Source organism: Myxococcus sp. NMCA1, from assembly GCF_026810205.1.
Taxonomy (GTDB): domain Bacteria; phylum Myxococcota; class Myxococcia; order Myxococcales; family Myxococcaceae; genus Myxococcus; species Myxococcus xanthus_A.
Window position 1 is genome coordinate 2,641,223 of sequence record NZ_CP113950.1, and the last position, 22,208, is coordinate 2,663,430.

13 protein-coding genes are annotated in these 22,208 nt (G+C 68.1%); 8 read left to right on the forward strand and 5 right to left on the reverse strand.

Annotated elements, in window-relative coordinates:
- The first annotated feature begins 206 nt into the window (after positions 1-206).
- Entirely contained in the window at positions 207-2,288 is a 2,082-nt protein-coding gene (locus OZ403_RS11505) for a WD40 repeat domain-containing protein (RefSeq protein ID WP_268784214.1), read from the forward strand.
- A gap of 101 nt (positions 2,289-2,389) precedes the next feature.
- On the opposite strand, the gene OZ403_RS11510 is transcribed toward OZ403_RS11505, so the two are convergent.
- Positions 2,390-2,866: a hypothetical protein gene (locus OZ403_RS11510; protein ID WP_268784215.1), complete on the reverse strand. Its 477-nt coding sequence runs from the start codon at positions 2,864-2,866 to the stop codon at positions 2,390-2,392.
- Positions 2,867-4,280: 1,414 nt separating this feature from the next.
- Between OZ403_RS11510 and OZ403_RS11515 the strand changes: the two genes are divergently transcribed.
- Genes OZ403_RS11515 through OZ403_RS11530 form a run of 4 tightly spaced genes read left to right on the forward strand, consistent with a single transcriptional unit; the run spans position 4,281 to position 8,329 of the window.
- Entirely contained in the window at positions 4,281-5,375 is a 1,095-nt protein-coding gene (locus OZ403_RS11515) for a hypothetical protein (protein ID WP_174260149.1), read from the forward strand.
- An 8-nt stretch (positions 5,376-5,383) separates the two neighbouring features.
- Positions 5,384-6,568: a quaternary amine ABC transporter ATP-binding protein gene (locus tag OZ403_RS11520; RefSeq protein WP_268784216.1), complete on the forward strand. Its 1,185-nt coding sequence runs from the start codon at positions 5,384-5,386 to the stop codon at positions 6,566-6,568.
- A gap of 1 nt (position 6,569) precedes the next feature.
- Positions 6,570-7,403 carry an ABC transporter permease gene (locus OZ403_RS11525; RefSeq protein ID WP_140789467.1) on the forward strand — a complete coding sequence of 278 codons (834 nt, stop codon included), beginning with the start codon at positions 6,570-6,572 and terminating at the stop codon, positions 7,401-7,403.
- Positions 7,404-7,417: 14 nt separating this feature from the next.
- The gene (locus tag OZ403_RS11530) at positions 7,418-8,329 is read left to right on the forward strand and encodes a glycine betaine ABC transporter substrate-binding protein (RefSeq protein ID WP_268784217.1); all 912 of its coding nucleotides are present in this window, start codon (positions 7,418-7,420) and stop codon (positions 8,327-8,329) included.
- 27 nt (positions 8,330-8,356) lie between these two features.
- Here OZ403_RS11530 and OZ403_RS11535 read toward each other — a convergent pair whose 3' ends face one another.
- Together OZ403_RS11535 and OZ403_RS11540 are read right to left on the reverse strand one after the other, a co-directional pair.
- Complete coding sequence (locus tag OZ403_RS11535) at positions 8,357-9,382, reverse strand: phosphagen kinase (protein WP_268784218.1); 1,026 nt, start codon at positions 9,380-9,382, stop codon at positions 8,357-8,359.
- A gap of 235 nt (positions 9,383-9,617) precedes the next feature.
- Positions 9,618-11,507, reverse strand: a complete 1,890-nt coding sequence (locus OZ403_RS11540) for a S28 family serine protease (protein WP_268784219.1) — start codon at positions 11,505-11,507, stop codon at positions 9,618-9,620.
- 218 nt (positions 11,508-11,725) lie between these two features.
- Between OZ403_RS11540 and OZ403_RS11545 the strand changes: the two genes are divergently transcribed.
- The gene (locus OZ403_RS11545; RefSeq protein ID WP_268784220.1) at positions 11,726-13,300 is read left to right on the forward strand and encodes a DUF4419 domain-containing protein; all 1,575 of its coding nucleotides are present in this window, start codon (positions 11,726-11,728) and stop codon (positions 13,298-13,300) included.
- On the opposite strand, the gene OZ403_RS11550 is transcribed toward OZ403_RS11545, so the two are convergent.
- Entirely contained in the window at positions 13,246-14,802 is a 1,557-nt protein-coding gene (locus OZ403_RS11550) for a serine/threonine-protein kinase (protein ID WP_268784221.1), read from the reverse strand. The two genes, OZ403_RS11545 and OZ403_RS11550, sit on opposite strands and share 55 nt — an antisense overlap.
- 512 nt (positions 14,803-15,314) lie before the next feature.
- Between OZ403_RS11550 and trxA the strand changes: the two genes are divergently transcribed.
- Both trxA and OZ403_RS11560 read left to right on the forward strand, forming a co-directional pair.
- Positions 15,315-17,612: a thioredoxin gene (gene trxA, locus OZ403_RS11555; RefSeq protein WP_140874147.1), complete on the forward strand. Its 2,298-nt coding sequence runs from the start codon at positions 15,315-15,317 to the stop codon at positions 17,610-17,612.
- A gap of 2 nt (positions 17,613-17,614) precedes the next feature.
- Positions 17,615-18,979 carry an FHA domain-containing protein gene (locus OZ403_RS11560; protein WP_140874149.1) on the forward strand — a complete coding sequence of 455 codons (1,365 nt, stop codon included), beginning with the start codon at positions 17,615-17,617 and terminating at the stop codon, positions 18,977-18,979.
- Positions 18,980-19,157: 178 nt separating this feature from the next.
- On the opposite strand, the gene OZ403_RS11565 is transcribed toward OZ403_RS11560, so the two are convergent.
- Positions 19,158-22,178 carry a DEAD/DEAH box helicase gene (locus tag OZ403_RS11565; RefSeq protein ID WP_268784222.1) on the reverse strand — a complete coding sequence of 1,007 codons (3,021 nt, stop codon included), beginning with the start codon at positions 22,176-22,178 and terminating at the stop codon, positions 19,158-19,160.
- Positions 22,179-22,208 lie beyond the last annotated feature (30 nt).

The following is a 22,208-nucleotide window of genomic DNA, read 5'->3' on the forward strand; positions in this document are numbered from 1 at the left end:
TCAGTCCGGTGACGTCGTACGTCGTGGTGGCTCCCGTTCCGATTGAGATCCACAGGCCAGTGGGAGCGCCAGGGCGCCCACGACCAACCACCCTAGAGAAGGCGAAAGCAGTAAAACGAGTAATGCCCAGTGTCGGTTCCGCCACGGGCTCATGTGCTGGGCGAAGGGGATTGTGCCGGGGCCGTGCCCCGGGTGATGAATCCGGAATGCGCCTGCGTTCGTGGTGGTGGGTCCTGGTCCTGCTCACGGTGTCCTGCGTGGGGCGGCGCTCCTCGTCCGAGGTCCCTGGGGTGCGAGACGCTCGGTCCGAACTCTTCCGGGCCCGCGGTGACGCGGCCATCGAGACGAAGCAATGGGCCCTGGCGGCGGGCTACTTCGCGTCCGCGAGACACACGGAAGACTCACCCACGGCGCGCTGGGGACAGGTGTGGGCGGAGAAGCGTGCCTCGTCGCTCGAGTGGGCAAAGCAGTTCGAGGGTTCCGTGCTGGCGCTGGCCTTCTCACCAGACGGCAGGCTGCTGGCATCGGGAGGATATGACGCGGTCGTGCGCGTCTGGGACGTCGAGGCCGGAACGCAGGTGGCGGAGCTGAAGGGCCACGAAGCCGAGCTCCATGCCGTCGCGTTCTCTCCCGATGGCCGGTGGCTGGCCGCCGCGGGCAGGCCCGGCGCGCTCTGGCTCTGGGACTGGAAGCAGGGGCGCAGGGTGGCCTTGCTGTCCGGGCACACGGATGTCGTGCGGGGCCTGGCCTTCTCCCCGGATGGTGAGTGGCTGGCGAGTGGTGGACTGGACCGGACGATTCGTGTCTGGCGTATCCGTGGTGGCGCGGAGGTGCTGCGGTTCACGCATGACGACATCGTCATCGCGGTGGCCTTCTCCCCCGACGGAGGACGGCTCGTGTCGTCGAGCATGGACCGGACCGCGCGGGTGTGGGACCTGATGGCGCGTCGCGAGCTGCACCGGTTGACGGGACACGGGGACAATGTGGAGTCCTGTGCGTTCTCCGCGGATGGCGAGCGGGTGATGACCGCGTCCGCGGACCGAGCCATCCGTCTCTGGGATGCCCGGACCGGTGCCCTGCTGGACGTGCAGCGCAACACGGGGGCGCTTTCGGCCGTGGCCATCGATGCTGGTTTCCAGCAGCTCGTGCAGGCGGGGTGGGAGGGACGCGTGCAGCGCGTGGACGTGCGCGGCGGTGGCGAGGTCCTGGAGCGGCTGGATGCACACCGGACCTTCGTGATGGCCGTGGCCCTGTCACCGGACGGACGCACGTTCGCGTCCGGTGGCATGGACGGCGTCCTCAAGGTCTGGTCACGGTCCGAGGTACCTCCGGACGTCATGCTGCGGGAGGTGCCCGCCTGGCCTGAGGTGCTGGCCTCCGTGGGGCCAGACGGCTTTGTGTCGGGAGGGGAGGACGGTCTGCGGAACTGGTCGGTCTCGTCCGGCGGCGAACTCCACTCCCGCCTGGAGGCACCGGACGCCGTGGGGGCCGTGGCCGTGAGCGCGGACCGGCGGTTGCTCGCGGTGGGAACGTTGAAGGGGGAGGTGCGCGTGCGAGACGTCCGGTCCGGAAATCAGCTGATGGTGATTCCGGCCGCGCGCGAATCCATCCGGGCGTTGGCCTTCAGCCCAGACGGCGCATTGCTCGCCGCGGGGGTGGCGCAGGACGTCGTGCTGTGGGCTGTCCCCTCCGCGACCCAGGTGGCCCGGCTGACAGGGCACACCGGGAAGGCGTGGGCATTGGCATTCGATGCCACGGGGCAAAGGCTGGCTTCGGGCGCAGCGGACCACACGGTGCGGATCTGGGACGTGGCGCGAGGCGCGGTGATTCGCGTCCTGGAGGCGGGCGACCGAGTCCGCGCCGTCACGTTCCTGGCGTCCGGGGAGTTGCTGACCGCGGGAATGCGCCAGCCCATCCGGCTCTGGAGCCCAGATGACGGCCGCGTGCTGACGTCGATGGATGCGCGAACGGTAGGCGTCTTGTCGCTCGCGGTGGCGCCTCAGGGGGCGTTCGTGGCGTCCGGCGGAATGGGAGGAGAGATGAAGGTCTGGCGGCTTCCCGACGGGGCGTTCATGGGGGAGGTGCCCGGGCTGCAGGGGTTCGTCTCCGCCGTGGCCTTCTCTTCCGATGGCGCGTGGCTGGCGGCAGCGGCTTCCGACCGGACGTTCCACCTGCTGAGCTTCGATGCCTTCGCACACCCGCCGCCCGTGGAGCCGGACCTGACGCGGATTCTGCGGCGCCATGGGCTGGCCTGGGATGATTTGCGGGGCGTGTTCACCCTCCACTGACACTGATTGAAGTAATCGCCCGTGGGCTTGAAAGGCATCGCCGGCAACAGCGGCGGGGTGTCTGAATTTGACGCCCAGGCCGCTGAAGCGTCACGGAGTGGCTACCACTTCTCGATGGAGGTGACAGACAGCGGGTAGTAGGGACCCACGAAGTTGCCGTCGGACGTGCAGGGACGCTCCGTGATGTCCAGCAGGCTGGCGGCGTAGTAGCCCCAGGTGGAGCCGTTGCCCTTCTCGTAGAACTCGTGGCCGTTGGGGAGCACGACCTTCCAGACGAAGTCGAAGTGCTCGTACCACTTGGGCGAGGTGCGATTGGAGATGATGCTCGTCACCGTGGTGCTCCACGTGTACGGCGCGGACGCGGAGACTTCGATGGTTTGCGTGTTCTCCCAGTCGAACGGCACGAAGCTGTTGAGGCCGCCCCAGCCGTGGATGAGATAGACGGAGGTTCCCCAGGGCAGGGAGTAATTCCGGTAGTTCAGCTCGAGGTGGGCTTCGTAGGCGCTGGCGTAGACACAGGCGTGGAGCACCGCGCGGCCCTGGACCCACGTCTCAGAGGCGAGCGCGGTCGAGGACATGAAGAACACAAGGAGGGTGAGCACTTTTCGCGAGAAAAAGGTCATGATGGATACTCTGGGTTGGTAGTGAGTTCGATGACTCCTATCTTTACCATGATGGCAGGCCTGGGTGCACGTCATGGCCATAGCGCATGGTTCGCCGTGCTTCCGATTGTCAGGTGTCACATCTGAGACATCCTCCCCGTGAAGGTGGTTCATTCCAGAGGGCGTTCTCACATGTCTCGATTCGCACCATCCTTCCTGGTGCGTTGTGGCTCGCTGACCGCACTCCTGAAAGCGCGAGGACGCTCCCGCGCAGGCGGTTCCCGGGGTGGTGGTAGACACGGAGGCGAACACCGTCAGCGCCTCCGTGCCACGGCTCGGCCGCTACATCGTCGCCCCCCGCTGAACGTCGCGGGAAGGCGCCGGGCCTCAGTCGCACACGTCCGCGTCGGACAGGAGGCGGCCCACGCGGACGTGGTAGAGGTCACCCGGGACGAACGGCTCGTACTGGTGGCGCACGAAGTAGAGCGTGTCGTGGTCCGGCGACAGTGACGGGGGGTACTCGTCCAGTTCGGTGTTCTCCGTGGGCCCCAGGTTGCGGGCGGGCTGCCAGCCCCACCTGCCGTGCTTCGCGACGTACAGCTCTCCCGAGCCGAAACTGTCCGGCCGGTTGATGGACGCGAAGAGCAGCGTGCGGCCATCCGGGGCCGCGACAGGGCGTTGAACTCATCCCGCAGCGAGGCCTCCAGGTCGAATGACACGGACACCGCCGCGAGCTTGTCCTGCACGAAGACGAAGTCCAGCGTGGCCGGACGCTCCGCCACCTGCGTATGGACGCGCAGGTCCCCTTGGGGCGACGTCATCCACGCCTCCGGATACAGGGCCTTCACGTCCTCGGGGGGGCATGCCCCAGCGCGTGTCCTGGAGGCCGTCATTGCTGCGATACATGCGCCCGCGAGCGCGAGCTGGGCGCGCCAGGCAGCCCCGCAACGCTCCTTATCCGCAGGGCGTCTCGGACCTATCCCGTGACGGTGACACGGGCGCCTTGAACCGCCCGTGTGGGTTGGCGGGCGCGCCGCTCATGCCTCGCGAGCAGGCGGGCGGCGCCCGGTACGCACATCGTTTGAGCTCAAAAGTATAGACGTAATCCATCTGACCTGTTAACGACTGACCGCACTGTTCCCTGGGTGGACTGTCTCGCGCGCCAGCGTCCTCGCTGTGTGTGGCCGGGAGAGGACCGCCCCTTGTGCCAAGTCTGGCGCTCAGGACGAGTGTGGCCCGTTCTGGTCCGCTCGCGCCTGTCGTCCATTGCCAGGAGTTGCGGTTGTCCACCCGTCTTACCCGTTTCTCGCATGCGCTTTTCCTGTCTGGATTGACCTGCCTGCTCGCGCCCGACGCACGCGCCGAGGAGGAGGTGGTGGAAGACCCGGACATGCTCAAGGTCGGCGGTGCGCTGCGCCTCAATGCCTTCTTCAAGACGTGGCCTGGAGAAGAAGACAACCGCAACCGCGGTGGCGACGTGGCTTTCGATACATTCCGGCTCAACGTCGACGCCAGACTTTCCAAGATGTTGCTGTCCGCCGAGTACCGCCTCTATTCGGGCTACTCCATGCTCCACCACGGCTGGGTGGGCTATGAGTTCACGAAGGCGACCCAGCTCCAGTTCGGCGTGCACCGCGTGCCCTTCGGCGTGCTGCCCTATGCCTCACATAACTGGTTCTTCTCCCTGCCCTACTACATGGGCATGGAGGACGACTACGACCTGGGACTGAAGCTGGTCCACACCCAGGGTCCGTGGGACCTGCAGGTCGCCTTCTACAAGAACGACGAGGGCAGCTTCACCGGCCGGAGTACGGACAGCGCGCGCTACTCGTATGACGTGGTGCAGGTGAACAGCGCCAATCCGGGCGAGGCGTACCTGGGCGTGGACAGCGCGAACCACGAGAGCAACAAGCTCAATGCACGCGCGGCGTACACCTTCCAGCACGGGGACCTGGGCCGCACGGAAGTGGGCGTCTCCGCGCAGACCGGGCAGATCTACAACAGCGTCACCAAGCGCAATGGCCTGAACTGGGCCGGCGCGGTGCACCTGGACGGCTACTACGGCCCGTTCAACCTGCGCATGGAGGTCCTCAGCTACGGCTACGACCTGAAGAACCCCGAGGGTCACGACGACTCCATCGTGACGATGGGTGCCTATGACGCGCCCTACAAGATGGCCACCCGGGGCACCGTCTACGCGGCGGGCCTTTCGTACGACGTGCCCGTGTCGTGGGGCCCCATTACGAAGCTGACCTTCTACGACGACTTCAGCCTCTTCGACAAAGCCAACGCCGCGTTCGAGACGTCGATGCAGAACGTGCTCGGCATGCTCGTCACCGCGGGGCCCGTCTACACCTACGTGGACGTGGCCAGCGGGAAGAACCAGCCCTGGCTGGGGCCTGCTTATGGCCACGCGCTCGCGGAGGGCGACCCGAACGCCCCGTGGGACACGCGCTTCAACATCAACGTCGGCTACTACTTCTGAGATGCCCCATGGAGAAGATTGAAGTCCGTGGTTTGCGGAAGATCTACGGCGGCAACCCGGAGCGGGCCATTGCCCTGCTGGAGAAGGGGCAGAGCAAGCAGCAGATCCTGGAGGAGACGGGTTGCACCGTCGCCATCCAGGAGGCTTCGTTCGATGTGAAGGCCGGCGAAATCTTCGTCATCATGGGCCTGTCCGGCAGCGGCAAGTCCACGGTGCTCCGCTGCCTCAACCGCCTCATCGAGCCCTCCGCCGGCAGCGTGCACGTGGACGGCGTGGACGTCACCCGGGCGGACAGGGCGGGCCTGCTGGACGTCCGGCGCCGGAAGATGGCCATGGTGTTCCAGAACTTTGGCTTGCTGCCCCACCGCAGCGTCATCCGGAACGTGGAGTACGGGTTGGAGATGCAGGGCCTGGAGCGGCGGGAGTCGCGGCCCAAGGCGATGCAGGCGCTCGAACTGGTGGGCCTGAAGGGTTACGAGGAGAAGCTGCCTCGCGAGCTCAGCGGCGGCATGCAGCAGCGCGTGGGCCTGGCGCGGGCCATTGCCACCGACGCGGAAATCCTGCTCATGGACGAGGCCTTCAGCGCGTTGGATCCGCTCATCCGCCGGCAGATGCAGGACGAACTGCTTGAGCTCCAGTCCCGGATGAACAAGACCATCGTGTTCATCACCCATGACCTGGATGAGGCGCTGAAGCTGGGGGGACGCATCGTCATCATGAAGGACGGTCGCATCGCGCAGCTCGGCACGCCGGAGGAAATCCTCAGGAGCCCCGCGGACGACTACGTGCGCGCCTTCGTGGAGCACGTGGACCGCACCAAGGTCCTCACCGCGCGGGCCATCATGCGGCGGCCGGAGTCGGTGGTGCACCCGAAGGACGGGCCCGCCCTGGCCGTCAAGCGCATGCGCGAGTCGGGCACCTCCACGCTCTTCGTGACCAACCAGGCCCGCAAGCTGGTGGGCGTGGTGCGCATCGAGGACGCGCTGCGGCTCCTGGCGGAGAACAAGCACAGCCTGGAAGGGGCGCTCGTCACCGACTTGCCCACCACGTCACCGGACACGCCGCTGGCGAAGCTGGTGGCGGTGGCGGCCACGACTCAGATTCCCATCGCCGTCGTCGCCGAGGACCAGTCGTTCCTGGGCATCGTGAGCCGCGCCACGCTGCTGGCCAGCATCGCGGGGGAGCAGAGCTGACATGAGCACACTGAAAATCGGCGAAGGCTTCGAGGAGCTGATTGACTGGCTGGGCACGCGTGGCGCGCCGGTGTTCGACGCCATCCGTTCGGTGCTCACGGCCTGCATCAACGGCCTGGAGAGCGCGCTGCTCCTGCCGCCCAGCTACGCCATCATCGCGGTGTTGATGGTGCTCGCCTGGCGCCTGTCCGGACTGGGCACGGCCGTCTTCACGGCGCTGGGCATGCTGCTCATCCAGGACATGGGCCTGTGGAAGGCCACCATGGAGACGCTGGCGCTGGTCCTCAGCTCGGCGATGGTGGCGCTGGTGCTGGGCATCCCCCTGGGCATCTGGGCCGCGTACAGCCGCGTCGTGGAGCGGGTGCTGCGGCCCGCCCTGGACCTGATGCAGACGATGCCCGCCTTCGTCTACCTCATCCCCGCGGTGCTCTTCTTCCGGCTGGGGAAGGTGCCCGGCGTGGTGGCCACCGTCATCTTCGCCATGCCACCCGCGGTGCGCCTCACCAACCTGGGCATCCGGCAGGTGCCCGCCGAAGTCGTGGAGGCCGCCATCGCGTTTGGCGCGACGCCGCGCCAGACGCTGCTCAACGTCCAGCTCCCCATCGCCGTCCCCACGCTGCTGGCCGGAGTGAACCAGACCATCATGCTGTCGCTGTCCATGGTGGTCATCTCCGCCATGATTGGCGCGGGGGGACTGGGCGAGCAGGTCCTGAAGGGCATCACCCAGCTCCGCATCGGACTGGGCTTCGAGAGCGGCATCGCGGTGGTCATCCTGGCCATCGTGTTGGACCGCCTGACTCACGCGCTGGGCAAGCCCCGGACGCGCTCATCATGAAGGAGACCCGTCCCGTGAAGACTTCCTCTCTCAATCGCCTGCCCCTGCTGCTCACGGCCGTGGCGGGGCTGCTCGTCGCCCCCGGATGCAAGCAGGAGAACAAGGCGCCCGCCGCGGGTGACACCGAGTCGCCCGCCCCCGCGAAGAAGCCCGTGGTCCGGCTGGTGTACGTGAACTGGGCCGAAGGCGTGGCCATGACGCATCTGGTTCAGGCCATCCTGGAGGACCGCATGGGCTACGAGGTGAAGACCACCATGGCGGACGTCGCCCCGGTGTTCGCCGCGCTCGCCAACGGCGACGCGGATGCGTTCCTGGATGGCTGGCTGCCCGTCACCCACCAGAGCTACATGGAGCGCTTCCAGGGCAAGGTGGTGGACCTGGGCACCAACTACGAGGACGCCCGGATTGGCCTGGTCGTCCCCGCGGACCTGGACATCACCAGCATCGAGCAGCTCAACGGCAAGGCGAAGGACCTGAGCCAGTCCATCGTCGGCATCGATTCCGGCGCGGGCATCATGACGACGACGGAGAAGGCCATCGCGGAGTACAAGCTGGACCTGAAGCTGGTGCCCTCCAGCGGCCCGGCGATGACCGCGGAGCTCAAGGACGCCATCGCCAAGAAGCGCCCCGTGGTGGTCACCGGTTGGAAGCCGCACTGGAAGTTCGCGCGCTGGGACCTGAAGTTCCTGGATGACCCGAAGGGCGTCTATGGCGCCAAGGAGTCCATTCACACGCTCACCCGCGTGGGCCTGGAGAAGGACCTGCCCGACGTCGCGACGCTGCTGCGCAACTTCAAGCTGGATGACCAGCAGCTCGGCAGTCTGATGGGCGCCATCGAGGAGGCCGCGGCCTCGCCGGAGAAGGCCACCCGTGAGTGGGTGAAGAAGAACCAGGCGCTCGTGGACGGTTGGATTCCCAAGTCCTGAGCGCGATGCGAGGCGCTCCGGGGGCTTTCAGTTCCCGGGCGCCGCGCCCGGGTGTCCGCGCTTGCGCGCCGCGGATTCCATCGCCATGAGCGCGTGGATGCCTGTCCGAAGCTGTTGGTAGATGTCCCGCTCGGTGACGCCCAGCCGGACGGCATTGGAGATGTCATGGATGCCGTCCCGGGCTTCGGAGTGTTCGCCGTGCAGTCCCCGCACCGCGAGCCCCAGGCGGGCGCACCGCGCACGGAAGTCCGGCCGCCGTGACAGGTGGGGCAGGCGGATGAGGACGGATGCGCGCATGGCGGTGCCCAGGTTGGTGGGGCACGCCGTGAGGAAGCCCAGCCGTGAGTCCTGGGCGAAGTCGAGCTGCTCGTGGAGTTGCTCGAGCGCCGTCTGGAGCCTCAGGAACGCCTGCGCCAGCCCTGAGCCGGGCTGCATGCTGATGATGCGCAGGGCGTCTTCCTCCCCGACCCAGACGATGAAGCGCATGTCCGCGGAGTGGAAGATGCCGCGGTTGCGCGGCCAGTCGCGGTTGACGCCCGCGCTGTCCAGGAAGCGGTCCGACTGCTGGAACAGGACGTGGTGGTGCACCAGCTCCCGCCGCTCCGCCTCGGAGAGGCTGGCCAGGGGATGGTATTCGCCCGCGAGGTGGCCCCCCAGGCCGGAGAGGACCTGGACGACCTCGGCTTCCAGCGCGGCCCTGTCCCTGGCGCGAATGGCCGGAGGAAAGGCATACCGGGCCAGGTTCCGTCCGACGCGGACCCGCGTGGAGAGGATGAACTCGCCCGTGGGGTCCAGGTCGTCCTGGGGCAGCCCGTCGAGTGAGAAGTCACTCGTGTGTCCACTCAGGTCATGGCCCGAATGGTCCCGGATGATGGGATGCAGCAGCGGGGAGAAGAGCGCGTAGGACTCGCTGTCACCCGCGTAGACACCCATCTGGGAGTCCCCGTGGTCCAGGCCACTCTGGATGGCCTTCCGGAGCGTCCAGCCGTTGCGTGTCGTGAGCCGTTCGAGCCGGGACTTCAGCTCGGAGGTGAGGTGCTTGTGTAGCAGCATCGCTCCGCGGCCTGAGCACGACACATGCCACGGTGGTTGCTGCTCAAATGTATGTGATTTTCGATGTTTGGCGCGCGGGCCGCCGTGTATCACGCGGCGCTGACGCGTCAGCTGGAGGGATGACACGTCAGCGCCAGCGCGCCGGACACCAGGGCGGTGCCGGCCCCTGGGGCGGCTTGGATGGACTCAGCCGCTCACCGGAATGGCTTCTCCGGTGAGCGGTGTTCGCCGCGGGCTACCGGGCCGTGGGCGGTTGCAGCCGGGGCGGCAGGTGCGGGCCGAACTCGATGGTGTCGGCCTCCGGGAGCGGCACCGGGGCGTGCTTCAGTGACGGGACGCCTGCCCAGCGCCGCACGATGTCCTGGGCCTGGGCCCGAAGGGTGGTGGGGAGCTGGTTGATGGTGCTTCCGTGGTTGCCGCCCGGAACGGTGAACACGAAGGAGTCCTGCGCGTTGCCGAGCGGGAACGCCGCCGCCGTCCACGGGTCCAGGTCGCCATAGATGAACATCACCCGCTGGCCATGCGTCACGAGCCAGTCCTCGATGTCCTGCATGGCCTGGGGCCGGAACACGACGGGCACGCCGGGCGTCGAGTACACCGGCGCGATGTTCGTTCCGGGGTGCTGGATGAGGCTGCCCAGGTGCGCCTCGTAGGGCTTGGGCCAGCCCAACTCCAGACTCGCCTGGTAGTAGTAGGGGTAGTACGGGGCGATGCCGGAGTTGCTGTTGTCGGAGAACGTGGCAAGGCCCACCGCCCAGTCAATGATGTCCAGCATGTATTCACTCGACGCCGTGTCATCCGGGAACGCGTCGCAGTACTGGGGGATGGAGTACTGCCAGAAGGCGAAATACGTCTCGATGACGGCGTGCTCCAGGGCCCGCTCGAAGCCGAGCTGGTTGTAGGTGAGGCCCTGGTTCACGGCATAGTTCCGGAGCAGCGCCACCATCTCCTGGCGGCGGTTCAGCACGGCGCGCTGGAAGGTATGGAGTTGCTCGCGGCACCACGCCAGCTCCGGGCCTCCCACGGTGGCTTGGAAGTCGGGGAAGCGCTCATCTTCGCCGAGCACGAGCGGCGCCACATAGGCCACCGTCGCGTCCACGTCCTCCGGGTGGAACCGGCGGTAGAACACCATGGTCTCTCCGCCCTTGCTGACGCCCGTGGACACCCAGGACGCGGAATAGATTTGCTTGATCGCCTGAGCGACCCGGTGGAAGTCGTCCGCCGATTGCTTGATGGTGAGCTGGCTCCAGTCCGCGGGCTCCGGACGGCTGGGCAGGAAGAAGCGGTGCTCGATGGAGAGCTGGTTGGCGGCAAGCAACGTCGTCAGCTCGCGGCGGCCCGCGGTCAGGGACACGTAGTAGCCGCTCGTGTAGAAGACCACGGGCGCCGTGACCGAACGGTGCAGCAGGACCAATCGCTGCTTGAATCGCTGGCACTCGGGACGTGCGTGGTCGGCGGGCTGGTCGTACTCCATGACAAAGAAGCGGTGACCCGCGGGGACCGTGACGCCGTTGGGGTTCTCCGCGACGGTGAGGCCGGGAATGGCCCGCAGCCGGTCCAGGATGTCCGCGGTCGGGTCCTGGACGACGGTCGGGTCGCCCGGGTTCGAGACACCGCCATCCGGCGGCCCGAACGGGCACTCTGGTGGTTCCGTGCCCCCGTCTTCGCTGCCCCCGTCCGTCGGGCCCGAGCCTCCGTCCTCCTCACCCGTGCCCGCGTCGTCCGTCCCCGCGTCATCGGTGCCCGCGTCGTTGGTCCCCGCGTCGTCCGTGCCCGCGTCGTCCGGCTCCGTGCCCGCGTCTCCGCTGCCCCCGTCCGTCGGGCCCGAGCCTCCGTCCTCCGCTCCTGTCCCCGCGTCTTCCGGCTCCGTCCCCGCGTCGTCCGTACCCGCGTCTTCCGGCACAGTGCCCGCGTCGTCGGTGCCCGCGTCTTCCGGCTCAGTGCCCGCGTCGTCGGTGCCCGCGTCGTCCGTCCCCGCGTCGTCCGGGGAGGGCCCCGCGTCGTCCCTGCCTGCGTCGGGCGTCTGGATGCCTGCGTCCTGGCTGGGCTCGGGCGTGTCGCCGCCGCAGGCCGTCTGGGTCAGGGCCAGCAGCAGCGGAAGTAGAAGCAGGATGGAGTGGGACAACCTTCTTGAACGGAGCATGAACCCCTCAGTTGATGGTCGCGGTGCCGCAGATGCCATGGCTGCGAGACATTAGCGCATCGGTCTGCCATCGCCGTGCCCCGTTGTGGTGCGGGTGCCAGTCCCCGCGCGCAGTTGGAGATTTCCAGCCGGAGCCCTGTCTGCCTTCACGCTCGCGAGGGCGCTTGCCGCCATCCGAGCACGCGCGATGTAATGCGTGCATGCCCCATCGCGTGACGTTCGCCGTCGATGCCGTGAAGCCCGCCGTCCTGCCCCTGGAAGAGGTCGGACTCACCGAGGCCCTGAGTGGGCGACTCGACGCCAAGGTGCTCGGGGCCTCCCATCGCGAGGCGCGGTTCGTGCGTCCCGAGGCGACCCATCCACTGCTCGCCGCGGTGCATCTGGCCTTCAGCGGGCACCGCCCGTTGGTGCTGTCTCCGGACATCCTCTGGATCACCATCGCCCAGGGGCTGGCCCTGCACATCACCCGCAACGCGGAGGCGCTGCGATTTGACCTGGTGCGTCACCAGGGGCGAAAGCAGTTGATGGTGACACGCGACGCGTCCCAGACGGACCTCGCATCGGATGATTTCTGGCCCGGCGTCGTGGACGACTTCTCCGGGATGATTCAAGGACACTCGCCCGCGCTGCACGACCTGATGGTGTGCGACTTCTCCACGACGGGGCCGGTGGAGCGCGTGGTCAGTCAAATCGTGCTGATGGATGCGATGCGGGAGTACTTCGACTACGTGGTGATGTGCATCTGCGGCATTCCCACCATCACGCTCGAGGGCTCACCGGAGGACTGGCGCAAGCTGCGGGACAAGGTCGGGCAGCTTCCTCGGTACGGCATGGACACCTGGGCCCGGCACCTGCTGCCGCTGTGCGACCAGTTCATCCGAGCTTCCGAGGGACGGGAGGACCGCAAGTTCTGGCAAGCCATCTACAAGCTGCACCACGCCTATGGCAGCGATACCTTCAATGGCTGGATTGGCAAGCTGTTCCCCTTCCTTCGCAATCAATTGACGGGCGAATATGACTTTCCCAATCCGATGCTGGAGGCCCAGGCGCTGGGCAAGCCCGACGCCACGGAGAAGGGCGAAACCCTTTCCAGTGACAGATTGCCCACCGGGCTGTCCCGGGTGTCGCTCCTGCTCGCGGTGGCCACCGATTCAGGGATGGTGAAGGCGCGGATGGCCCTGACGGCGGGCTTCATGGGGACGCTCCAGTCCGCGGAAACGCTGGCGCTGCGGCCGGTGCCGGGTTGGGTGGTCCACGAGGACCTGGGGCTGGATGCGATGCTCCGGCGCATCAAGGATGAGCACCGCATGGCCGAGGCCCTCTCGGAGGCTCGTCACAGCAATTGGCGCGACCTGTGGGGGGAATGTGGAATCCCGGCGGACATCAGCCAGTTCTACGCCGCATGCGACGGCGCGTCGCTCTTCGGCCAGGGGGACGCGGCCGTGTACCGCATCCGGGCGTCGGGGGCGCTGGAGTTCCACGACGGGACGCGCTGGAACAAGACCCGTCTGGCAGATCCGCAATCCAGCGGCTACCCGCACGGCTGGACGCGCTTCTGTGACGTGGGCGAACACGGCTTCCTGGCCTACCGTTTCAACCCACAGCAGCCTGGGAAGCTCCCGCTCTACTCGGTGGAAAGCGCTCAGTCGCGGACTGGCGTGTGCGTCGCCGACTCGCTGGCGGAGTTCCTTTACAAGGCGCTCAATTCGCAGGGGCGCGTCTACTTCCAGGAGCCGGGCTTCACTCCGGGAGCGGTCGAGGAGTTGTGGTTCTGATTCCCTTGGGAGGAATTACTCCCGCCTGAGCAGGACCGTGGCGGTGCCGGCGATGGCTTCGCGTGGCTTGCCCAGCGCGAGCCCCCGGAGCACCTTGTTGATGCACTGCGCGAGCGGGATGGGCTGGGGCGGGTGCATGCGTGCTCCGAGGACGATGCCTTGGGAGAGTAGACCAGGGCGTAGGTGTCCTGACGGCACGCGGCGTCCTCGCCGATTCGCGCGTAGCAGCTGTCGAGCGCGGGCAGGCGCCCTTCAATGGACTCGGCGATTGAGCCGTCACTGTACCCGTGTGGCGCGGGTGCGGCGGCGCCGTTCTCCGTCAGGCGGGGCAGCTCGACGACCCGGAGGCGGGCGAGGTCCTCCGAGGGCGTCATCCCGGAGGCCGTCAAGACGAGTCCTCCCGTGGCGGCGAGGCCCACCGCCAGCGCGCTGGCGACCATGAGGACGGTCTGCAGGCGGGAGCGTGTGTGCGGTGTGACGACGTGTTCCGCCGCGGCGAGGACGGGCTGCGGGCCGGGCGTGTGGGGTGTGGCGACGTGTTCCGCCGCGACAGGCGTTGAGGGCGCCAGTGCTGTGCTCGCGGGCTCCGTGGGGACGGCGCTCGTGACTTCAGGCGGAGGGGCCGAAGGGGGCGCCACGGAGGCGGTGTGAATCCAGGGCTCGAGCGCCTGGGCCAGCTCGTGGGAGTCCGCGTAGCGCGCGGCCGGGTCCTTCTTCAGCGTGCGCTCCACCACCTGGGAGAAGCCATCCGGCACGTCCGTGCGCACGCCGCTGAGCGGGGCGGGCACATTGTGCAGAACGGCGGAGAGCAGGGCCACGTTGTCCGCCACGTCGATGGGCCGCTGTCCCGTCACCATCTGATACAGGCAGGCGCCCAGCGAGTAGATGTCCGCGCGTCCGTCGACAGGGCGGCAGCGGATCTGCTCCGGGGCCATGTACGATGGCGTGCCGACCCAGGCGCCTGACTCCGTGCCCAGCGCGGTGGCGTCGTCTTCATGCATGAGCCGCGCGACGCCGAAGTCCAGCAGCTTCACCTGCAGGGCTTCGGTCCCCGTGTCGACCAGGAAGATGTTGTCGGGCTTGATGTCGCGGTGGATGACGCCAGCCTGATGTGCCGCCACCAGCGCGGTCGCCAGCTGATGGGCAATGGCCGCCGCGCGTCCCACAGGCAGGGGGCCTTCCTTCTTCATCAGCGACTTCAGCGTCTGCCCTCGGAGCAGCTCCATCACCAGGAAGGGCGGCTCATCCGGTGCGTCGTGAAAGCCCATTACCTCGACGATGTTCGGATGCTTCACGCCCGCGGTGGCCTGGGCCTCGCGGCGGAAGCGCGCGTGCACTGCCGGCTCGCCGAGGAGGTGCTGCCGGAGCACCTTGACGGCCACGGTGCGGCCTACGTCGAGTTGCTCCGCCTCGTAGACGGTGCCCATCCCCCCCACGCCAATCCGCTGGCGCAGTCGATACTTCTGCCCCAGCACTGTTTCGACCAAGGATGAGCGACTCATGACGCAACGTGTATACCCGAGCCTGATGAAGAACGTTGGCGCCGATCCACCCGATGACGGATGCAGCCGCCGTTGAATTCGCGGAAGGCCCTTCGCTCAGCGACCTGTCGGGATTGTAATTGTTTCAGGAGTTTCTCGGAGCTGTTTCACCCGGGGTCGTGGTGACCTCTCCCAGGTGGGACGGACCCCATCGAGCCAGGGGCGCAGCATCTTGCCGACGGCCTCCGTCGTGTGGCCCTGGGGCGTGCGCCGGAAGAGGGCGTAGGGCTCGTCGTCGGCTTGCATCCACGGAGTCTACTGGCGGTGTCCCTCGCTCCGGGAGGCTCACGCCGTATTTCGTGGGCACGTTCTTCTCAAGGCTTGGGCTTTTTCGCTTTCTGAGACGGGAGTCGCGAGTGGATTCCCGGGCTTGGCGGTGTTCGAGCGTCGCTTGTGCCGTTCGCGAACTGCACCGTTGACGTGAGGGCCCCCGCTCATTTCTATCGTCCCACGCACCTCGCAAGGGAGTCGCCGTGGCAGGACAGACCGTCGAATTGACCCAGGAGAACTTCGAGCGCATCACCCAGGAGGCGGGGGTGTGCGTGGTGGACTTCTGGGCGGAGTGGTGTGGTCCCTGCCGAGGCTTCGCGCCGACCTTCGAGGCCGCCGCGAAAGAGTTCCCGAACATCACCTTCGGCAAGCTCGATACGGAGGCTCAGGAAGAGGTCTCCGGCCGGCTGGAGATTCGCTCCATCCCCACGCTGGTGGCCTTCAAGGATGGCGTCGAGGTCCGGCGCGCCTCGGGCGCCATGTCGGCCTCGGCGTTCGCGACCTGGCTGAGCAAGCTGGACTCCGTGGACCTGGCCGTCGAGCAGCAGCGGGCCGCGAACCGCAAGTTGACGGAGGAGGGGACGCCGCCTCCTGGCATTCCGCCCCACGCGGAATGGGATGATGGAGACGAGGAGTGGTGCTTCGGCGACACCGACGAGGAGGGGGAGAAGCACGGCCCCTGGAAGTACTGGCGCGCCGACGGCACCCTCTGCAACGAATGCATCTTCGTCCACGGCAAGCCCCACGGTCCCTTCAAGCGCTTCCATGAGAGCGGGGAGGTGTCCCAGGACGGCGCTTTCGAGCAGGGCAACCTGCACGGCCCGCGCACCTGGTATGCCTCCGACCAGTTCACCACCGAGCGGATGCATGAGAATGGCGTCTGCGAGAAGGTCCGCCGCACGGTGATGGTCTATGCGCATGGCCGCGTGACGCAGGTGCTGCACTACAACGGCGACGGTGAGCGGGTGGTGCCCAGCACTGGCGTGCCGTACCCCACGCGTCCCGCGAACCTGCCGGAGAAGGCAGAGTACCGGGAGGACCAGGACCAATGGGCGTCCGTGTCGCTCAACGCGAAGGCCCAGCGCCACGGGCTGTGCCGGTTCTGGGACCGGGAGGGACAGCTCCTCTGGGAGAGCGAATTCCACGAGGGCAGCCGGCACGGGCGCTACCACTCCCGCGCCGTGAACGAGTACGCGGACGCTCGGGTGCGGTTCGACGAAGGGGAGATGGAGGACGACTTCGCGTGCGGCACGTGGAAGTTGCTGGATGCGGAGGGCAACGCCGTCGTCACCCGGGACCTGGGCATTGTCCAGGACCACGAGGCGCTGGATGCCTCAGAGGTGTGCTCGAACCTGCCGAAGAGCGCCGCTGAATGGCGTGAGTTCGCCGACCAGGCTCGCGCGGACCGGCGGTACCGGGAGGCGCTGCTGGCCATGGCGCGGGCGAGCGCCGTGTCGCTGGATGCGGGCCCGCTGAAGGCGTGGCTGGAGTCGCTCACCCTGCCTCGCACGGAGGCGAGTGCTCGCGAGCATGCCGAAGGCGTGATGAACAGCGCGGGGGATGAGCGGGCGGCGTTGGCGGATGCGTTGATGCGTGGCGCGGAGGCCGCGACGTTGCTTCGGGGCTTCGCGGTGCTTCACGACCAACAGGACCGGCCCCGGGCGGCGTTGGACTTCATCCTGGCCGCGATGCTGCTCGCGCCGGAGCGCTCGGCGTACCTGTTCACCCGGAGCCTCATCATGGCGAACCTGGGGCTGGGCGAGCAGATGCAGAAGGATGCGGAGGCGCTGGCGCCGTCGGAGCCAGATTCGTGGAAGTTCCTCTCGGCCTATGGGCGGGTGCTGTTCCCTCGCTTCGAGTTCTGGCCGGGGCGTGAGCCCGCGCACTGCACGTTCGATGAGGTCCCCGACGGGCCCACGAAGGAACTGGACTCGGTGCAGGCCGTGGTCCGCAAGTACGCCACGCGGCTCCAGTTGCTGCGCGCGGAGATTCTCTCCCGCTTCAAGCCCGGCGCGAACGTGCCCTGGCTGCCGCCCGATGTGTCGTCCCTGCTGCCGGACGGGCCCGCCGAGCTGGAGCAGACGGAGGTCGAGGACGCGGATGGCGACTCGGTGGCCGTCGACGAGACGCTGTCCTTGAAGGGGATGGGCATTCCGGCCCTGTCCCGTGCGGTCCGTGGGGACTGGAGCGCGCTGACCTGGCTCTTGTGGGCGTGCGGGGAGGATGCGATTCGGATGCCGGATGCGCTGACGCCTCCGGCGGACTTCGGTCATGCGGCGGGTCAGGCCACGCAGCGGCTCTGGCAGTGCCGCAACCGGCGGACCCGTGGTCGCATCGACCCGGACCTGCCAACGTTCGATTTCGAAGGAGTTGCCCTCCAGGAGCTGCATCCCAATCTGGCGGGGATTGCCGAAGAGCAGTACGCGGAGACGCAGGCGATGTTCTTCTGGCTGACCGACGCGAACCACGTGTCTCCGTGGCAGGCCAATCTGAGGGGGTAGTCATGAAGCGGATTCGTCAGACGATTGAAGTCGCCGAGCCCCTGTGGCGGGCGCTGGAGTTGATGAGCCGCGACATGGGCGTGGACCGGGATGCGCTGGTGGCGCAGGCCTTGTTCCAGTTCGCGCGCCAGAATGGCTACGTGGCCCCCACGGTGGTGTCGCTGGGTGGGGAGGCGCAGGGGGTTGGTGGGGCCATGACGGGTTCGGAGCCCGTGCTCCAAGCCGCTGCACCCGTGGCGGCGCGTTCCGCTGTGGAGGCACCGAGCGTGGTCGCGCCTCCGGTCGCCGAGCCGGTGGCAACGGCTGTACCGCTCGTTAGTCCAGGGGCCGGTGCGCAGGAGTTGGTGTCTGCCGCGGCTGCGGTTGCTGGCCCGGCAGCGGCTCCTGCTGCCCCGGCCGTGGACACGTTCTCGGCGGACGACGCGACGGAGGAGCCCGCGACGGAGCCTCCTGGCGTCACCTCGGTGCCTCTGGCCGCGGCGCAGGTGCCCCCTACCGAGCTGGTGCTCGCGCGGATGCAGGAGATTCTCGCGGAGGTCGACGCATCCGTGCAGCCGTCGGAGGGGCTGGCCGCGCAATCGGATGACGCCGACGATGATGAGTCCGACGACTCGGATGATGAGGAGTCCGACGACGCCGACGACGATGAGCCCGACGACTCGGATGATGAGGACTCTGACGACGCCGACGATGAGGAGTCCGACGAGGATTCGGATGAGGACTCGGAAGACGATGCGTCTGATGCGGACGACTCGGACGAGGAGTCCGTCGAAGACTCAGACGATTCGGAGTCCGAAGAGGCCGCGGACGACTCGGACGATGAGGCCGAGGCATCATCCGTCAGCGGCGTGAAGGGGGATGTGTCCAGTGACGATATTGCCGCGGAACTTGCGGCACTGGGCGTCGTGGAGGACCCGAAGGAGGATGCCGGGGTGGAGGCACCCGTCGCGACGCCGATTGCGGCACGTCCGCTGGTTGCGCGCCCTGTGCCGAAGATCCGGCTGCCTGACGAAGCCGCGACGATTCTGGAGGACCAGTCGGCGGAGACCACCAACATCGTGAAGGCTCCCGCGCCGCTGGAGGTCTTCGTCCGGTGGGCGCAAGGCACGCCGGTGGCCGTCTCCTCGGAGCGCTTCACGATTGGCCGAGGGCCCCGCTGCAGCCTCGTCGTGAAGTCGGAGCGCGTCTCACGCGAGCACGCCGTCGTCACCCGCGTGGGGGATGAGGTCTTCATCGAGGACCTCAACTCCTCGAACGGGACCTGGTTCAACAACGAGCGCATCACGCGGCAGCAGGTCTCTGACGGTGACGAGTACATGCTCGGCACGGAGGCCGTGTCCTTCACGATGCGTCCCGTGGGCGGCTGATCAAGAGGGGGCGATAAGGGCGTTGGGACTTCCGGCACGGGTGGAGCGGCCCCAGGCGGCCCTGGTGCTGTTGGCGGCAGTCCCTCCGATTTGGGCTGCTTGGTGGTACCGGCAGCACGGAGCATCCGAAAGGCATCGGCGGACTTGCGGCGTGCGCTGAGTGAACCGGAGGCGACGGCTACGCAAGGAGTTGCATCAGGTCCGCACGCGTAATCGCGGTGGCCCCAGAGCCGCCGCCGAGCGCGGCCTCGAACAACTCCCTCTTCTTCGCCTGAAGCGTGAGGATCTTCTCCTCGACCGTTCCCTGAGACACCAGCCGGTACACCATGACGGGCCGCTGCTGCCCGATGCGGTGCGCGCGGTCCGCGGCCTGGGCTTCCACGGACGGGTTCCACCATGGGTCCACGAGGAAGACGTGGTCCGCCGCCGTGAGGTTGAGTCCCGTGGCGCCCGCCTTGAGGGAAATCAACATCACCGGTGGGCCCTTCGGGTCCTGGAAGGACGCCGCCACCGCGCCTCGGTTCGCCGTGCTGCCATCCAGCCGGATGAAGCCGATGCCCGCCTCCTGGAGCGCGGGCTCGATGAGGTCCAGCATCGACGTCCACTGAGAGAAGACGAGCGCCTTGTGCCCGTCCTCCACCGCCGTGCCCAGTGCCTCCACCAGGGCCTGCACCTTGGAAGAGGTCTTCGCCTGCTGTCCCGGCACGAGGGCAGGGTGGCACGCCGCCTGCCGCAGCCGCAGCAGGGCCTCCAAGGCCTTCAATACGCTGCCGCCCGCTTCGAGCTGTGACACCACTTCCTCGCGCGTCGCCGCGTAGACGGCGTCGTAGACGGCGCGCTCCCGCTCCGTGAGCGTCACATGGCGCACGGCGTCCGTCCGCGGCGGCAGCTCCGGCGCCACGTCCCGCTTGAGCCTGCGCAGGATGAAGGGCCGGATGCGCGCCCGCAGCCGCTCCGCCGCGCCCTTGTGGTTGTCCGCCACTGGCCGCGCCCAGCGCTCCTCGAAGTCCTTCCGTCCGCCGAGCAGGCCCTGGTTGGTGAAGTGCATCAGGCTCCAGAGCTCCTCCAGCCGGTTTTCGATGGGCGTGCCACTCAGCGCCAGCTTGAAGTCCGCCTGCAATCCATACGCGGCCCGCGCCACCTGGCTGTCTGGATTCTTGATGGCCTGGGCCTCGTCCAGCACGACGGTGCTCCACTGCTTCGCGCCCAGGACCTCCGCGTCCAGGCGCATCAGGGCATACGTCGTCAGCGTCACGTCGGCCGCCTCATCCAGCGCGCGTCCGGGGCCGTGGTACACGGAGACCCTCAGCGAGGGACGGAAGCGCTTCACCTCCGCCTCCCAGTTGGGCAGCACGCTCGTGGGCGCCACCACCAGGGTGCCCGGGCCCAGCGTGCAGATGGTCTGCAGCGTCTTGCCCAGACCCATGTCGTCCGCGAGCACGCCGCCCAGCCCCGCCTGACGCAGGAAGGTGAGCCAGCTCACGCCCTGGAGCTGATACGCGCGCAGCGTCGCCGTGAGGTCTTCCGGCAGTTGCGGCTCGGGCAGCTTCTCGAAGCCCTTCACCAGGGGCGCCAGCCGCTCCAGGCCCGGCGGGGAGGGGTGCTCCAGCGCTTCACACAGGCCGGTGAGCTGCGGAATGGCGTGGTTGGCGAGCCGGCCATCCCGGCCTCGCGCGGACAGCAGGTCCGCCACTCGCTGGCCATGGGACTTCAGCCACTCCGCGGGCAGGGGCGCCCAGCCGCCGCCCTCCAGCGGCACCAGCCCAATCCCTTCTTCCCAGGCGCGCATGACCGCCGCCGCATCCACGGAGCGGGGCGACTCCCGGTCCTCGCCCTCCACCTGGAAGTCGAATGAGAAGCCCACGTGCGGCACGCCCTCGGTGCCAGCGCCCGTGTCCACCTTGAGCACCGGGCGCAGTTGCACGTTCGGGTTTGTCACCACCGCCGCGCCATCCCCCGTGAGGCCACCGCGCCAGCGCCGCAGCTTGTCGGCGAGTTGGACGGCTTCCTTCCCCTGCACCGTGACGCGCCGCCCGGGGGCCATGTTCAGCTCGTCGCGGAGCTGGTGGACGAGCATCTGCTCGGCGGCCTCGTCGCGCACGGGCGCGGCGCCCTTCAAGTACACCATGCGTCCGCTGTCGATGCGCACGGTAGGCGGCGAGCCATACACCAGCGTCGGTAGCACCGAGAGGCCCGCGTCGAGCTGGTTCAGCTCCAGGGAGATGCGAGGCTTCAGCGTGCGGTCGATGGGCGGCAGCCGCTGACTCCGCACGTCCACCGGCATGCGCCGCGCGATGTCCGGCAGCACCTTCCCCGTCAGGTCCCCCATCTGGTGGGGCGCGAAGGCGCGCTCATGTGGCAGCTTCTCCAACCAGGGCCCCGTGAGGCCCTGTTCCCCCAGGGGACAGAGCGTCCCGCTGCACAGCGCGAGGCCGGGGCTCACCACCTCCGTGACGCGCGGGTCCTTCTCCACCTTGAGCACCGTGTTCTCACCGCGGTCCTCCACGGTGACGCGGGGCATGAGGGGCTCGCTCGTCACCGACACCAATGCGCCGTCGAAGAGCACGGTGCGCGCGGGCTCCAGGACGCGCAGCAGCGCGTTGAGCCGCTCGGGTGGCAGCGCGCCCCGGGTGGGCTTCAGCAGCAGCTTGTCCGCGAGCAAATCGCACGGCTGCGTCTGGATGCGAGCGGCCTCCACCGGATTGGTGAGCAGCGAGGCCAGGCTGCGCGCCAGCAGTCGCGCGGTGTTGTCCGGGCGTACCACCAGCCGCTCCAACTGGAGCCCGCCGTCCACGCGCTTGAACCGGTACACCATGCGCTCTGGCTTGGGCGCGCCAGCCGAGGGGGCGCCGGGCCTGGCGACGGTGTTCGCGCCCGGGCGCGCGGCGGGGGCGGCCGGGCGCTGCGCGGGGGCTCGCCGCGCCGTGGAATGCTGATGGAGGACCAGCGCCGCGGCGACCACGTGCTCGCAGGGGTCCACCCGGCCGCGGCAGTCGCACTCCCAGATGGCTTCATCCAGGTAGAGCACCGTCTTCACGGGGGCGGGCCGGCTGGGCACGCGCACCCGAAGCACGGCCTCTTCCTCATCCACGGACTGCACCGAGACGGCGCCCGCGCGAGCGAGCCCCGTGCCGGCAGACCAGGTGTCCGGGCGCGCTTCCTCCCGGACGGCATCGAGCAGCTCCGCGGTCGCAGACATACGAGGCCTGCTTCCCTATCCCCATGCGGA